The 13741-nt window shown below is 65.1% G+C and carries 11 protein-coding genes and 1 pseudogene; 6 read left to right on the top strand and 6 right to left on the bottom strand.

Annotated features, from left to right (window positions below; genetic code table 11):
- Both DY467_RS02155 and DY467_RS02150 read right to left on the bottom strand, forming a co-directional pair.
- On the bottom strand, positions 1–866 hold an 866-nt coding region (locus DY467_RS02155), incomplete at its 3' end, for a DEAD/DEAH box helicase (RefSeq protein ID WP_164633847.1).
- 272 nt (positions 867–1138) lie between these two features.
- Positions 1139–2161, bottom strand: coding sequence for an AraC family transcriptional regulator (locus DY467_RS02150; RefSeq protein WP_164633846.1), 1023 nt, complete (start codon positions 2159–2161; stop codon positions 1139–1141).
- Positions 2162–2486: 325 nt separating this feature from the next.
- Here DY467_RS02150 and DY467_RS02145 point away from each other — a divergent pair, with 325 nt between their 5' ends.
- Complete coding sequence (locus DY467_RS02145) at positions 2487–4172, top strand: methyl-accepting chemotaxis protein (protein WP_164633845.1); 1686 nt, start codon at positions 2487–2489, stop codon at positions 4170–4172.
- A 173-nt stretch (positions 4173–4345) separates the two neighbouring features.
- The gene (locus DY467_RS02140) at positions 4346–5851 is read left to right on the top strand and encodes a caspase family protein (protein WP_164633844.1); all 1506 of its coding nucleotides are present in this window, start codon (positions 4346–4348) and stop codon (positions 5849–5851) included.
- Between the two features lie 51 nt (positions 5852–5902).
- Here the strand turns inward: DY467_RS02140 and DY467_RS02135 are convergent, their stop codons facing one another.
- The gene (locus tag DY467_RS02135; protein WP_164633843.1) at positions 5903–6739 is read right to left on the bottom strand and encodes a helix-turn-helix transcriptional regulator; all 837 of its coding nucleotides are present in this window, start codon (positions 6737–6739) and stop codon (positions 5903–5905) included.
- Positions 6740–6837: 98 nt separating this feature from the next.
- Here DY467_RS02135 and DY467_RS02130 point away from each other — a divergent pair.
- A pseudogene (locus DY467_RS02130) lies at positions 6838–7744 on the top strand (SDR family oxidoreductase).
- A gap of 33 nt (positions 7745–7777) precedes the next feature.
- Here the strand turns inward: DY467_RS02130 and DY467_RS02125 are convergent.
- Together DY467_RS02125 and DY467_RS02120 are read right to left on the bottom strand one after the other, a co-directional pair.
- On the bottom strand, positions 7778–7966 hold the full coding sequence (locus tag DY467_RS02125) for a hypothetical protein (protein WP_042441071.1): 189 nt from the start codon (positions 7964–7966) through the stop codon (positions 7778–7780).
- 57 nt (positions 7967–8023) lie between these two features.
- Positions 8024–8500 carry a hypothetical protein gene (locus DY467_RS02120; protein WP_205501926.1) on the bottom strand — a complete coding sequence of 159 codons (477 nt, stop codon included), beginning with the start codon at positions 8498–8500 and terminating at the stop codon, positions 8024–8026.
- A gap of 316 nt (positions 8501–8816) precedes the next feature.
- On the opposite strand from DY467_RS02120, the gene aqpZ reads away from it, so the two are divergent.
- A complete protein-coding gene (aqpZ, locus tag DY467_RS02115) occupies positions 8817–9539 on the top strand; it encodes an aquaporin Z (RefSeq protein ID WP_164633842.1) in 723 nt (240 codons plus the stop codon).
- A gap of 45 nt (positions 9540–9584) precedes the next feature.
- On the opposite strand, the gene parE is transcribed toward aqpZ, so the two are convergent.
- A complete protein-coding gene (parE, locus tag DY467_RS02110; RefSeq protein ID WP_164633841.1) occupies positions 9585–11636 on the bottom strand; it encodes a DNA topoisomerase IV subunit B in 2052 nt (683 codons plus the stop codon).
- Positions 11637–12092: 456 nt separating this feature from the next.
- Here parE and DY467_RS02105 point away from each other — a divergent pair, with 456 nt between their 5' ends.
- Together DY467_RS02105 and DY467_RS02100 are read left to right on the top strand one after the other, a co-directional pair.
- Entirely contained in the window at positions 12093–12623 is a 531-nt protein-coding gene (locus DY467_RS02105; RefSeq protein ID WP_107344413.1) for a DedA family protein, read from the top strand.
- An 86-nt stretch (positions 12624–12709) separates the two neighbouring features.
- Positions 12710–13699: an MBL fold metallo-hydrolase gene (locus DY467_RS02100; RefSeq protein WP_164633840.1), complete on the top strand. Its 990-nt coding sequence runs from the start codon at positions 12710–12712 to the stop codon at positions 13697–13699.
- The last annotated feature ends 42 nt before the right edge of the window (positions 13700–13741 follow it).

Here is a 13741-nt window from a genome sequence, read left to right as displayed (position 1 = left end):
AAGAGACAGGCCATGCGCGCGGTCTGGTCCATGTCGCCGTGCAGCGCGCCGACGCTGAAGCCGTGACGTTGCAGCGACTTCGCCAGCAGCGCGACTTCGCGCTTGCGGTTGCAGAAGATGATCGCGTTCTTGAGGTCGGTGGCGCCGCGGATCAGCCGGCGCAGCGTCTCGCGCTTCTCGTGCGGCTCGCGGCCGCAAGGAACCTGCGACTGGGTCACCGTCACCGCGGTCGAGGCGGGCTTGCTGACTTCGACCTTTTCGGGATTGTGCAGGAAGGTCTCGGTGATGCGCCGGATTTCGTTCGGCATCGTCGCGGTGAAGAACAGGGTCTGGCGGGTGAACGGGACCAGCTTGCAGATCCGCTCGATGTCCGGGATGAAGCCCATGTCGAGCATCCGGTCGGCTTCGTCGATGATCAGCATCTCGACGCCGGTGAGCAGCAGGCCGCCGCGTTCGGTGTGGTCGAGCAGGCGGCCCGGGGTGGCGATCAGCACGTCGACGCCGCGGGTGAGCTTGAGGTCCTGATCACCGAACGAGACGCCGCCGATCAGCAGGGCGACGTTGAGTTTCTGGCCGGCGCCGTATTTGTCGAACTGTTCTTTGACCTGGGCGGCGAGTTCGCGGGTCGGCTCGAGGATCAGGGTTCGCGGCATCCGGGCCCGGGCGCGGCCCTTTTCCAGCATCGTCAGCATCGGCAGCACGAAGGCTGCTGTCTTGCCGGTGCCGGTCTGGGCGATGCCGAGGACGTCCTTGCGGGCGAGGACGTGGGGGATCGCCTGCTGTTGAATGGGAGTGGGCGAAACGTAACCGGCGGCGGCGACGGCGGCTTGGACTTTCTCGGAAAGTCCCAGATTGGAAAAAGACATCGAGCCTCTGTTGTCGGGGCGCGGCCTGGTTCTAACACCATCGGCCGGAACTCGGGGGTCACGCCACTTAATCGAACCGCCGCATGGATTCTGCGAAATCTCTGTCGCGCTCAACCCCGGAGCGGCTAGCAATCGTGCACGGGGAAGTCGGATCGCGGACAGGCGGCTCAATCTGGGTATCACTTGACGCAATACCGGGCCGCATCACGGGCGGAACATAGGCCGGAATCGGCCAAAGTCAATGCGCCGGCGCATGAAACGGCTGAAATAGCTTAATGTTTTTGCGTCTCGGGGCCCCGATCGGGCCGGCAGCGGCGCAGCGTTTCGGTCGGCGATTCCCCGAACGCCTCCCGGTAGTCCTGAGCGAACCGGCTCGGGTTGGCGAAGCCGCAGCGGAGCGCGACGCCGATCAGCGTCGTCGCAGCGCCGGTCTCCAGCAGCTGCTTGGCGTGATTGAGCTTGGCGCGCTTGACGTAGGCCGACGGCGAGTAGCCGCGATGCTTGAGGAAGGCGCGGGTGAGGGTGGAGATGCTGACGCCGGCAATCCGCGCAACGTCCTCGACGCTGATGTCTTCGTCGCGGTGGCTCTCGACGTAGTGCTCCGCCGTGCGGACGTAGCGCGGCACGTCGTCGCTCACCGCGTTGGCATTCTCCAGCAGATGACCGAGATTGTGCCGGCTGCAATACAGCAGCGCCGTGATGCAAGACTGCTCCAGATGGAGCAGCACGTTCTTCGGCCACACCGAGTAGGCGGAGTCCAGCCGTGACGCGATCAGCGTCGTCAGCTCTCTGAAGCCGAGATAGCGTGGCTCGTCGTTGCAGATCGCCGGCTCGAACAGGATCGGTTGCCGCGGCTTGAAGCCGACCAGCGACGAGACGGTCCGCTCCAGCACCCGCTGCGGCATTCGCAGCAACAATTGTCGCGAGTTCTGTCCGAATTCGAGCTGGGCGCTCACCCCCGGCGAACAAATACAAGCTGCGCCTTGCGACAGTTCGACGCGGCGATTGCCACTGGTGAGTAGCGCATCGCCCTCCAGGCAAAGATGCACCAGGGCAATCTCGCGCTCGGGGATCAGTAGCCGGGTCGCACCGGAACTGTGAACGAAATACAAGCCGATATGCGGCAGCTCGGCGAGGTTGGTCCGCATGAAGAAGTCGCTGGGATTCGAGACGATCATGTCGACGCCGTAGCGCCGCAGGATGTCTCTCGCTTCAACCGGATCGTGGCTCCGCACCAGCGGAAAATCCTGCAGTAATTCCTGATCCGAATATGAAACGATGTCTTCCGAATTCATCTGACGCTCACGCTGACTCCAGTGGATGGTCTGGCTATTTCGACCCTTGTGACAGCTTTGTCGACCCGTCTCCCGGTTTTGTCCTACCTGACCGAATTTGTACTTACTCGCGCTTAGCAGCCTGCTGATACGGACGATGATCGGTGTTGCGTGTTCGGGGCACCACCGTCGGGATAGCGAGCTCTTTGATCAATTTGCGCATCGCACGACAACGTCGTGAAGCAGCCAGTTTATCGGAAGCCCGCCCCGTCGGCGCTAACAACATCGGCCAATGCTCGAACGTATGGTGCGACGGGTCGGCACATTAAGGGTTGGGGTACCTGCCATGCAGCTTTCGAACGTCAAATTGCTCTACAAGATCATCGGCTGTTTCTTATTGCTCAGCGTCGTCGTCGGCTTCGGAGTCTGGTTCGCCGCTTCGAAGATGGAGGAGATCGACCGGACCTACGCATCGATGCTCGAAAACGAAGTGCAGGGCATGAAGGCGAACTTCCGCGCCAACGCCCGCCTGTTCAATTTCGGGCGGATGTCATGGCGGATCATCGCCGAAACCGATCCGGCGGAAATGCAGAAGCTCAGCCGAGAAATTGCGGCCAATCATAAGGAATTCAGCGATTTCATCGCGCAGGCGAAAAAAGGCCTGCCGCAGTTTGCCGCGGACTTCGATCGGATCGATCGGATGTTCGACGACATGATGACGAAGGAATACCCCCCACTCGAGCAGGCCACAATGGCCAACAACAACGAGCTCGCGGTCCGTCTGGCCAAGGACATTGCCAAACACAATCAAGCCGTGCGTGATGCTCAATTTGCAATCAGCAATAAGCTCGACAAGGAGCTGAGCGATCGCTCGCACGCGGCGTCGGCCGATGTCGCCAGCACCATCAAGTTGACGGTTCTGCTTGTCGGCGGCGGCTTCCTCGCCGTGCTGGCGCTTGCCTTTGCGATCGTGCAGTTCGGCATCGCCCGTCCGATTGGTCGGCTGGTCGGCGATCTGCAGGCGATGGCGCGAGGCCAGGACGTCGAGGTCTCGGGCACCGAACGCGGCGACGAAATCGGCCAGACCGCCAATGCGGTCAACGGCATCAAGCTGATGCTCGCCGAGAAGGCCCGGCAGGAAGCCGCCGGCAAGGCCGAGCAGGACCGCATCATTGCGGTCCAGCGCAAGCAGGAGATGGAGAAGCTCGCGCATCAGTTCGAGGCTGCGGTCGGTGAAGTGATCCGCGCGGTGTCGTCCGCCTCGACCGAGCTCGAAGCGTCGGCGACGACGCTGACGTCGAGCGCGCAGCGTGCGCAGGAAGTCACCACGTCGGTTGCGGCGGCTTCCGAGCAGGCCTCGGCGAACGTGCAGTCGGTGGCGTCAGCGACCGAGGAGATGGCCTCGTCGGTCACCGAGATCAGCCGGCAGGTTCAGGACTCCGCGCGCATCGCCCATGAGGCGGTGACTCAGGCGCAACGCACCAACGAACGCGTCGGCGATCTGTCGCAGGCGGCGACGCGGATCGGCGATGTGGTCGAACTGATCAACACCATCGCCGGCCAGACCAATCTGCTGGCGCTCAACGCCACGATCGAAGCAGCGCGCGCCGGCGAGGCGGGCCGTGGCTTTGCGGTGGTGGCGGCGGAAGTGAAGGCGCTCGCCGAGCAGACCGCCAAGGCGACCGGTGAGATCAGTCAGCACATCGGCGGCATCCAGGCTGCGACGCAAGAATCGGTGAACGCGATCCGCGAGATCGGCTCGACGATTTCGAAGATGTCGGAGATTGCGTCGACCATCGCCTCGGCGGTGGAGGAGCAGGGCGCCGCGACGCAGGAGATCTCGCGCAACGTTCAACAGGCCGCGCAAGGTACGCAGCAGGTCTCTGCGAGCGTGGTCGACGTGCAGCGCGGCGCCAACGAGACCGGCTCGGCATCGACGCAGGTGTTGGCGGCGGCGCAATCGCTCGCCAATGACAGCAACCGGCTGAGGATGGAAGTCGGCAAGTTCCTCGAGACGGTCCGCGCGGCGTAAGCGTCGCGGCTCTTCCGCGGACAACCAGTTGCCCCGGGTGCGGGCTGTCAAAGCCCGCACCACCCGGCCGGATCGTGGCCGCCTCGACGTCCTTTTCGGTTGAACCGTGCTCGGGTTCTGACCGACTATGGCGCAGGCGGACGCGATCCGGCCGCTTCGTTTGAGGGACTGGAATGCGATCGATCGGAAGGGCCGGCACGCGGCACGGAGCTGCGCTACTTGCGGCCGTCACCTGCGTGCTTGCGCTGCTGGTCGCCGGCCCCGCATCGGCTGCGAAGCGGGTCGCGCTGGTGATCGGCAACGACGATTACCGCAACGTCCCCAGGCTGCAGAAGGCGGTCAACGACGCGCGCACGATTGGCGACGCGCTGAAGACCCTCGGCTTCCAGGTGATGGTGGCCGAGAACCAAACTCGCGCCGCGTTCAGCCAAAGCCTGCTGGCGTTCGACACCACGATCGAACCCGGCGACACCGCGTTCTTTTTCTACGCCGGTCATGGCTTCGAGATCGCGGGGCAGAACTACCTGCTGCCGATCGACGTGCCGGCCGCCACCGAGGGCCAGGAGGAACTGGTGCGTGACGCCTCGATCATGGCGGACCGCATCATCGACCGGCTGCAGAACCGCGGCGCACGCACCGCGATCTTGGTGCTCGACGCTTGCCGCAACAATCCGTTCGAACGCCGCGGCGTGCGAGCACTGGCGGGTCGCGGCGGGCTCGCGCCGATGACGACGCTGCCTGAAGGCGTATTTTCGATTTTCTCAGCCGGCCCGCGGCAGACCGCGCTTGATCGGTTGTCCGATAACGATAGCAACCCGAACTCGGTGTTTACCCGGGTGTTCGTGAAGCAGTTGCTCGATCCCGGCGATAACCTGGTGCAGGTGGCGCAGCGCACCCGGCGCGCCGTCAGCGAGATGGCAGATACCATCGGCCACAAACAGGTGCCGGTGTATTTCGACCAGATGGTCGACGACGTCTTCCTGAACGGCCGGCCGCAGCCGAGCGCCGCCGCGACGGAGCCTACGCAGAAGGTCGCCGCACTGCCGCCGGTCGCGCCGCTGAAGCCGCCGGCCTCTGAGACGCTGAATGCGCCGATCGCCAGCTTCTCCCGGCATAACGGCGGATGGACGGTGTCGTTCTCGATTGCCGATCCGACGCTCGGCATCTCGTGGCGGATGGGCGAGGGCGCATTCCGCGAAACCGGCTTCATGGACGCGCTCGATCCGCGCACCCGCAAGCGGATGCCGAACCCGTCGATCCAACTTCCCGCGGACGCGCCCGCCGGCACCATCGAGCTGCGCTACATCGATGCGCAGGGCGAGATGCAGGGGCCGTTTCCGATCAAGTTCGAGCCGGAGGCGGCGCTGATCCGCGATCAGCGCAAGATCCTCGACATGACGGCGACCAGCTGGCTGTCGTTCCGCGACTACAATGGCCTGCTCGTGTACTACACGCATTTGATGTCGTATCGCTGCGCGATCCGGGAAGTCCGGATCGGGATCGACAGTGCGGTGCCGGACAAGGTGCTGAAGATGCCGCCCTGCGATATGCGCGATCCGATCGCGATTCCGAGCAGCGCACAGCCCTATCTGAAGCTGGCTCCGAACGTGCAATCGGTGTCGGTCGAGCTGACCTACCGTGACGGCAGCGTGTCGGAGATCAAGACGTTCCGCCGGTGAGGCTCGTGTCGCAGCGATCGGTTGGGGCTCGGCTGGAGGAACACAGGTCCGTCATGAGGCGCCCTTCGCCTCGATCAGTGCACGAACGCGCTCGGCCACCTGCGGCGAGGCAGGATTATAGACGATCATGCCGAGTTCGGGGCGCCCCTCGACCGTGAAGGACGAGAACTCCAGGTCCAGACGACCGGCCTCTGGGTGTTTGATACACTTGACGCCTTCGCCATGTGCGACGACGTCGTTGTCCTGCCACAGCGCGGCGAATTCGGTGCTGAGCCGGCACAGCTCATCCACCAGTCGGGAGACCTCTTCAGTACCGGCGGCCCCGGCGCGGGCCACGTCGGCACGGAACGCGCCGACGACGAAGCGCGCCACGCTGCTCCAGTCCTCCTGCCGGGCTCGCTTGCGAGCATTGCCGAACAGCAGGCGCAGGATGTTGCGTTGCTCGCGCGGCAGCATGCTGTAGTCCGTAAGCAGTGCCGCAGCTGCCTTGTTCCAGCCGACGACGTCCCAGGTTGCGGTCTTGATAATGGCCGGACTGAGCGGCATCGCATCCAGCACCCGCTGCAATCGCGGCGAGATGCCGTCGGCGGGCGTGTATCGCACTTCCGGCGGCCGGCCGAGGCCGAGCATGAACAGATGCTCCCGCTCGGGTTCGGTCAGCATCAGGCCCTTGGCGATGCGATCAAGCACCGCGGCCGACGGCGCGCCGCCGCGGCCCTGTTCGAGCCAAGTGTACCAAGTGGGGCTGATATTAGCGCGCTGCGCCACTTCCTCGCGCCGCAGTCCAGGCGTGCGGCGCCGACCGATGGAGAAACCGAGCGCGGCCGGGTCGAGTCGGGTCCGGCGGCTGCGCAAATAGGAACCGAGCGCGTTCTGATCAGGAGTCACGTCTGATCCTGTTGATTATTATACCAGGATAATGTCACGGCTTTAACAGGTTTAGACATACCGCCAGATTTGCCGCCGAACAAACTCGGAGGTGTCTGATGCGTGTCTTCCTCACTGGTGCGACTGGCTTCGTCGGTTCGCACGTCCTTAAAGAACTGCTTGCCGCCGGCCATCAGGTGACCGGGCTGACCCGCTCCGATGCGGGCGAGCGTTGGCTGGCTCAGGCAGGCGCCAGCGTTCATCGCGGCACACTGGAAGACGCCGGCAGTCTCGCGCGCGGGGCCGAGCAGGCGGATGCCGTGATCCACACGGCGTTTGATCACACCTTCTCGCGCTATCTTGAGAATTGCGCGAAGGACGCGCGCGTGATCAGCGCGTTGGCGGAGGTGCTGAAGGGCTCGGACCGGCCGCTGATTATTACGTCGGCGACCGGCATCGGCCTCCCCCGGGGCCGGTCTGCCGGCCGTGGAGGAGGTGGTCGACTGGGCTCACGCTTTGCCCCGGATCGCCAGCGAGCGCGCCGGCCGGGAGGCCGCCGGCAAGGGCGTCTCGGTAGCGGTGGTGCGGCTGCCGCAGGTGCACGACACCGAAAAGCAGGGTCTGATCTCGCCACTGATCGACATCGGCCGGGCTAAGGGCGTGTCGGCCTATGTGGGCGACGGCAGCAACCTTTGGTCGGCTGTCCATATCGACGATGCCGCGCGCCTGTATCGGCTCGCTCTCGAACATCACCAGGCTGGCGCCCGCTATCATGCGGTCGCCGAGGAAGGCGTCAGTATGCGCCGAATCGCCGAGACGATCGGTGCAGGTCTCGGCGTTCCGGTGGCCGCGTTGCAGGCGGACGAGGCGGTCGGTCACTTCGGCTGGCTGGCGCCGTTCATGGCGATAGACATGCGGGCGTCGAGCGCCGCAACGCGTAGCCGGTTGAACTGGACACCGACCGGCCCCGACCTGCTCACCGATCTAAGGGCGATGGACTATCACAAGCTGCGCACGGCGAGCTGACCATCGTGAGGCGGCCGCTTGCCGCGTGCCGTCTCACGCCTTGCGCGAAATGAAGATCAGCAGCAGCCCGCCGAATGCGGTCGAGGCGCCGTACCACATCCATTGCGACTGGTTGATCATGAAACTCTGAGCCGGCCATTGAATGAGGCCGGCGCCTTGGCCGGTCCAGACCAGCCCCACGAGCAGGGCGATGACGCCGATGACGAGAAACAATGTGCGCATGGACGAATTAGGCACGGTTTGGCCGACCGGCACAAGACCCGCGAAGGTCGACCTGGACTAGCCGCCGCTGAGTGAGCGGCTGATCCGGGTGACGATCGGGTCCCAGCGGCGCTTCTCGGCCGCGGGATAGTTGATCAGCACGCAGTGCATCACGCCCGCCGCTCGATTGCAGCGATTGTACCAGATGCGATCGTTACGGATGCTGGAGACGACGAAGAACCGCGGGGTGACGCGGCGATAGATGATGCCCGACGGCGGCTTGCGCGCCGCCAGGAACGCGGCCGGAGACATGCCGCTTGGGTTGGCGACGGTCTGCACCGTGAGGTCGGCCCGCCCATCCGCGGTGACGAAGCGGCGGCCCGGACCATTCTGTGCGGCTCCGCCATCGTCGCTGAAGATCGCGGTCGGCACAGCGACCGAGGCGCCGCTGTCCCGGATCGTGTAGCGCTGCCAACCGTCCGCTTGCTGCGCCTGTGCAAGGTTTGGCCCCAGCATTGCCGCGGCGGTGATCGCCAGGATCCAGGGTCTCATCATGATCTCCGCTCCGAGTTGCCGAGCGATCAACGTGGCATGGCCGGCAAGGTTGCGAGCGAACGCGTCGAGCCTCGCTGGTTTCGGCGGGGCGGGCAGGGCGCACGGCCGATCAGGTGCGGACGGTACGAGCAAGATCGACTGGTGACGATGCCTGTGCAGTGTCGCATTTGATATGCGATATTCAGTTTGCGAATCTTTATTAAAAACGCAGTGCGCCATCAATTCGCTCGTGGCCTCGCTTAGCTCCGCCACCACCACTCGGCAAAGCACTGCGCCTCACGCCGTCAATTCGGTCGTGATGATCGAGGAAAGAGACATGAATATTAATAAGTATCTTGCTGAGATGATCGGCACGTTCTGGCTAACCTTCGCCGGCTGCGGCAGTGCGGTGATCGCAGCGGGATTTCCCGAGGTCGGCATCGGCCTTGTCGGCGTGTCGCTGGCGTTCGGGCTCAGCGTCGTCACCATGGCCTACGCGATCGGGCACATCTCCGGCTGTCACCTCAATCCGGCAGTGACGCTGGGCCTCGCCGCGGGGGGACGTTTTCCGGTCAAGCAGATCGCCCCGTACATCATCGCCCAGGTGCTCGGCGCGATCGCCGCGGCGGCGCTGCTGTATCTGATCGCCAGCGGCGCGGCCGGCTTCGACCTCGCCAAGGGCTTTGCCTCAAACGGCTACGGCGCGCATTCGCCGGGCCAGTACAATCTGGTCGCCTGCTTCGTCATGGAAGTGGTGATGACCATGATGTTCCTGTTTGTGATCATGGGCTCGACCCACGGCAAGGCGCCGGCCGGCTTCGCGCCGCTGGCGATCGGCCTGGCGCTGGTGATGATCCATCTGGTCAGCATTCCGGTGACCAACACCTCGGTCAATCCGGCCCGCAGCACCGGTCCAGCGCTGTTCGTCGGCGGCTGGGCGATCGGTCAGCTCTGGCTGTTCTGGGTGGCGCCGCTGATCGGCGGCGTGCTCGGCGGCGTGATCTATCGTGTGCTCAGCCCTGAGCCGACCGGCGTGGTCGAAGGCGTCAAGGCGCGATAGCCGCGAGGTCTGCGCCGCCGCTTCCGGCGGCGGCGCGTCTTCGTCTCACACGTCCAGCAACTCGTCGCTGGCGAACTCGGCCTTCTCGGAGATGAAGGCGAAACGGGCTTCCGCCTTGGTGCCCATCAGCCGCTCGACCGAATTGGCGGTGCCGTCGCGGTCGTCGGGGAGCAGCACGACGCGCAGCAGCGTGCGCTTGGCCGGATCCATCGTGGTCTCTTTGAGCTGCGCCGGCATCATCTCGCCAAGACCTTTGAAGCGGCCGACATCGACCTTGGCGTTGGCGTTGAATTCCTTCCGCAGCAGCTCTTCCTTGTGAGCGTCGTCGCGGGCGTAAACCGTCTTGGCGCCATGGGTCAGCCGGTACAGCGGCGGCACGGCGAGATAGAGGTGGCCCTCGTCGATCAGCTTCGGCATCTGCCGGTAGAAGAAGGTGATTAGCAGCGAGGCGATGTGGGCACCGTCGACGTCGGCGTCGGTCATGATGATGATGCGCGAATAGCGCAGATCTTCCTCGCGGTAGTTCACCCCGGTGCTGACACCGAGCGCCTGGATCAGGTCCGACAGCTGGGCGTTCGCCACCACCTTGTCCTTGCCGGCGGAGGCGACGTTGAGGATCTTGCCGCGCAGCGGCAGCACCGCCTGTGTCGAGCGGTCGCGCGCCTGCTTGGCGCTGCCGCCGGCCGAGTCGCCCTCGACGATGAACAGCTCGGAGCCTTCGGCCGCGGTCGAGGTGCAGTCCGCCAGCTTGCCCGGCAGCCGCAGCTTCTTCACCGCAGTCTTGCGCGAGATTTCCTTTTCCTGGCGGCGGCGCAGCCGCTCCTCGGCGCGCTCGATGACGAAGTCGAGCAGCTTGGTAGCCTGCACCGGGTTGCCGGACAGCCAATGGTCGAACGGATCCTTGATCGCCTGTTCGACGATCTTCTGCGCTTCGGCGGTGGCGAGGCGGTCCTTGGTCTGGCCCTGGAATTCAGGCTCGCGCACGAACACCGAGAGCATCACCGCGGCGCCGACCATCACGTCTTCCGAGGTGATCGACGAGGCGCGCTTGCCCTGGCCGGCGCGCTCGGCGTGGTCCTTGAGGCCGCGGAGCAGGGCGCTGCGCAGGCCGGATTCGTGAGTGCCGCCGTCGGGCGTGGGCACGGTGTTGCAGTACGACGACAGGAAGCCGTCGGCATCGGCCGTCCAGGCGACCGCCCATTCGCACGCGCCGTGCGCGCCGTTGCGGCCCGACTTGCCGGCGAAGATGTCCGGGTGCACCAGCGTGTCGTTGTGGATCGCGGCGCCGAGGAAGTCCTTCAGGCCGCCGGGGAAGTGAAACTCGTCCTCGGCCGGGACGTCCTCGATGCCTTTCAGCAGTTCGGGATCGCACTTCCAGCGGATCTTCACGCCGCCGAACAGATACGCCTTCGACCGCGCCATCTTGAACAGACGCTGCGGCTTGAACGCGGCTTTGGCGCCGAAGATCTCGGTGTCGGGCTTGAAGCGGACGCGGGTGCCGCGGCGGTTGTTGACCTTGCCGAGGTCCTCGAGCTTGCCCTTGGGATGGCCGCGCTCGAACACCATGCGGCTCAGCTGCTGATTGCGCGCCACTTCGACTTCAAGACGCGACGACAACGCATTGACGACGCTGACGCCGACGCCGTGCAGACCGCCCGAGGTCTCGTACACCTTGCTGTCGAATTTGCCGCCGGCGTGCAGCGTGCACATGATCACTTCGAGTGCCGACTTCTTCGGGAATTTCGGATGCGGATCAACGGGAATGCCGCGTCCGTTATCGGAAACGGTGAGGAAGCCGTCGGCCGACAGCTCGACCTCGATGAAGGTGGCGTAGCCCGCCAGCGCTTCGTCCATCGAGTTGTCGATCACTTCGGCGAACAGATGGTGCAGCGCCTTTTCGTCGGTGCCGCCGATATACATGCCGGGCCGGCGCCGGACCGGCTCCAGCCCCTCCAGCACCTCGATGTCCGCGGCGGTATAACCGTCCTCGGCGCCGCTCGGCTTCGCCGCCGCCTTGGGCTCGGCGGGCTTCGGCGCAGCCCCGAACAGGTCGCTGGCTGATTTCGATTTCGAGCTTGCCTTCAATGCCTTGGCCATGAGTCCTGGAGTCTGTTCTGATGTCGTGCGAACGGCCGAAGCCGTACGAATCGCTGTGTTGCACTATGCCATGGAAGGGCTACGGGTGTGACGCTGGGTCGAGACCCGGCCGGCGCAGGGCGTCGACAGGGGCTGCGGGCCGGGCGGATGCACGAGAATGTGCACCCCGCAAACCGGTGCCGACCGACTACCGGGAGGCCATATAGGCTCCTCGGGCAGGGTTGAATAGAGCCGACGCGCCTCGGGACCCTGCGTTGCAGCGATACCTTAATACCGGCAAAGGCTTGTGCCGGATCAATCTTCCGGGCTGAGGCGCGAGGTCGCGCCGGCCGGCCGCATTGCGGCCATGCCGGTCTGGTCGGGAGGGCGTGTCGCATGTTGGACCCGCCGTGGTCCGTGCTATTGCGACAGCCATATGAAAGGTCGCGTCGGGGGACGGCGGCCACCTGAAAGACAATGGAAGCCTATATCCACGACATCGCCGAGTTCGTGCGCCAGCATCAGGCGTGGGCCGCACCCGTCGTCCTGGCGCTGGCCTTCGGCGAGTCGCTCGCCTTCATTTCGCTGCTGATCCCGGCCTGGGGCGCCCTGGTTGCGATCGGGGCGCTGATCGGCGTCTCCGGCCTCAGCTTCTGGCCGGTATGGATCGCCGGCGGCGTCGGCGCTGCGCTCGGCGACTGGGTCTCATATTGGTTCGGCTACCGCTACAAGGACAACGTCGCCCAGATCTGGCCGCTGTCGAAATATCCCGGGCTGCTGCGGCGGGGTGAGGACTTCGTCCGCAAATGGGGCGTGCCCAGCATCTTCATCGGCCGGTTCTTCGGGCCGCTGCGCGCCTCGGTGCCGCTCGCGGCGGGCATCTTCGAGATGCCATTCTGGCCGTTCCAGATCGCCAATGTGGTGTCGGCCTTGGTGTGGTCGGCGGTGCTGCTGCTGTTCGGCGACGGGCTGTCGATCGGGCTCGGTTGGATCCTGCGCTCGGTCTGACGGTCCCGATCAAATGCGCGTCATGACGTGATCGCGCCATGAGTTGCGGCTTAGACTGCGCCGCAAATCACCAGCGAGGACACGCCATGGATCTGACCCGACGTCACGCCCTCACTGCGACTGCCGCGCTCGCGGCGGCACCGCTGCTGCGCAGCGCGCCCGCCCACGCCGCGGCGCCGGTCGCCGACAAGCAGGCGCCGAGCTACTATCGCTACCGGGTCGGCGACGTTCAGGTGAACGTGGTGTCCGACGGCATCAGCACCTTTCCGCTGGCCGACGGCTTCGTGCTCAACGCCATGAAGGACGACGTCGGCGAGGCGCTGGAAGCGGCGTTCCTGCCCAAGGACAAAGTCTCGATCCATTTCGCGCCGCTGGTGATCAACACCGGCGGCAAGCTGGTGGTGCTCGACACCGGCAACGGCCCCGGCGCGTTCGCGTCGAGCAAGGGCAATGTCGGCCAATTCGCCAGCAACATGGCGGCCGCAGGGTTCGATCCGAAGGCCGTCGATCTGGTGGTGATCTCTCATTTCCACGGCGACCATATCAACGGCCTGCTTGACGCGTCGGGGCAGCCGGCGTTTCCGAACGCCGAGGTGCTGGTCCCGGCCGCGGAGTGGAAATACTTCATGGACGACGGCGAGATGAGCCGGGCGCCGGCGGGCCGGATGCAGAGCGTGTTCCAGACCGCGCGGAAAGTGTTCGACACCGGGCTCAACAAGAAGGTCACGCCCTACGAGTGGGGCAAGGACGTCGCGCCGGGCCTGCTGGCGGTCGAGACCCGCGGCCACACGCCCGGCCACACTTCGTTCGTGCTGTCGTCCGGCGCCGACAAGGTGTTCATCCAGTCCGACGTCACCAACGTGCCGGCGCTGTTCGTCACGCATCCGGGCTGGCACCTGATGTTCGATCAGGATCCGGCGATGGCCGAGACCACCCGCCGCAAGACCTACGACATGCTCGCCGCCGAGAAGATGCGGGTGCAGGGCTTCCATTTCCCGTTCCCGGCGATGGGGCATGTCGAAAAGACCGCCGACGGCTACCGCCTGGTGCCGTCGCCGTGGAATCCGGTGATCTGAGATCGTTCCCGAGACTTGAGAATATCGTCATTGCGAGCGCAG

Source organism: Rhodopseudomonas sp. BR0G17, from assembly GCF_010907025.1.
Classification (GTDB): Bacteria; Pseudomonadota; Alphaproteobacteria; order Rhizobiales; family Xanthobacteraceae; genus Rhodopseudomonas; species Rhodopseudomonas palustris_H.
This window is presented reverse-complemented; position numbering and strand designations above follow the sequence as displayed.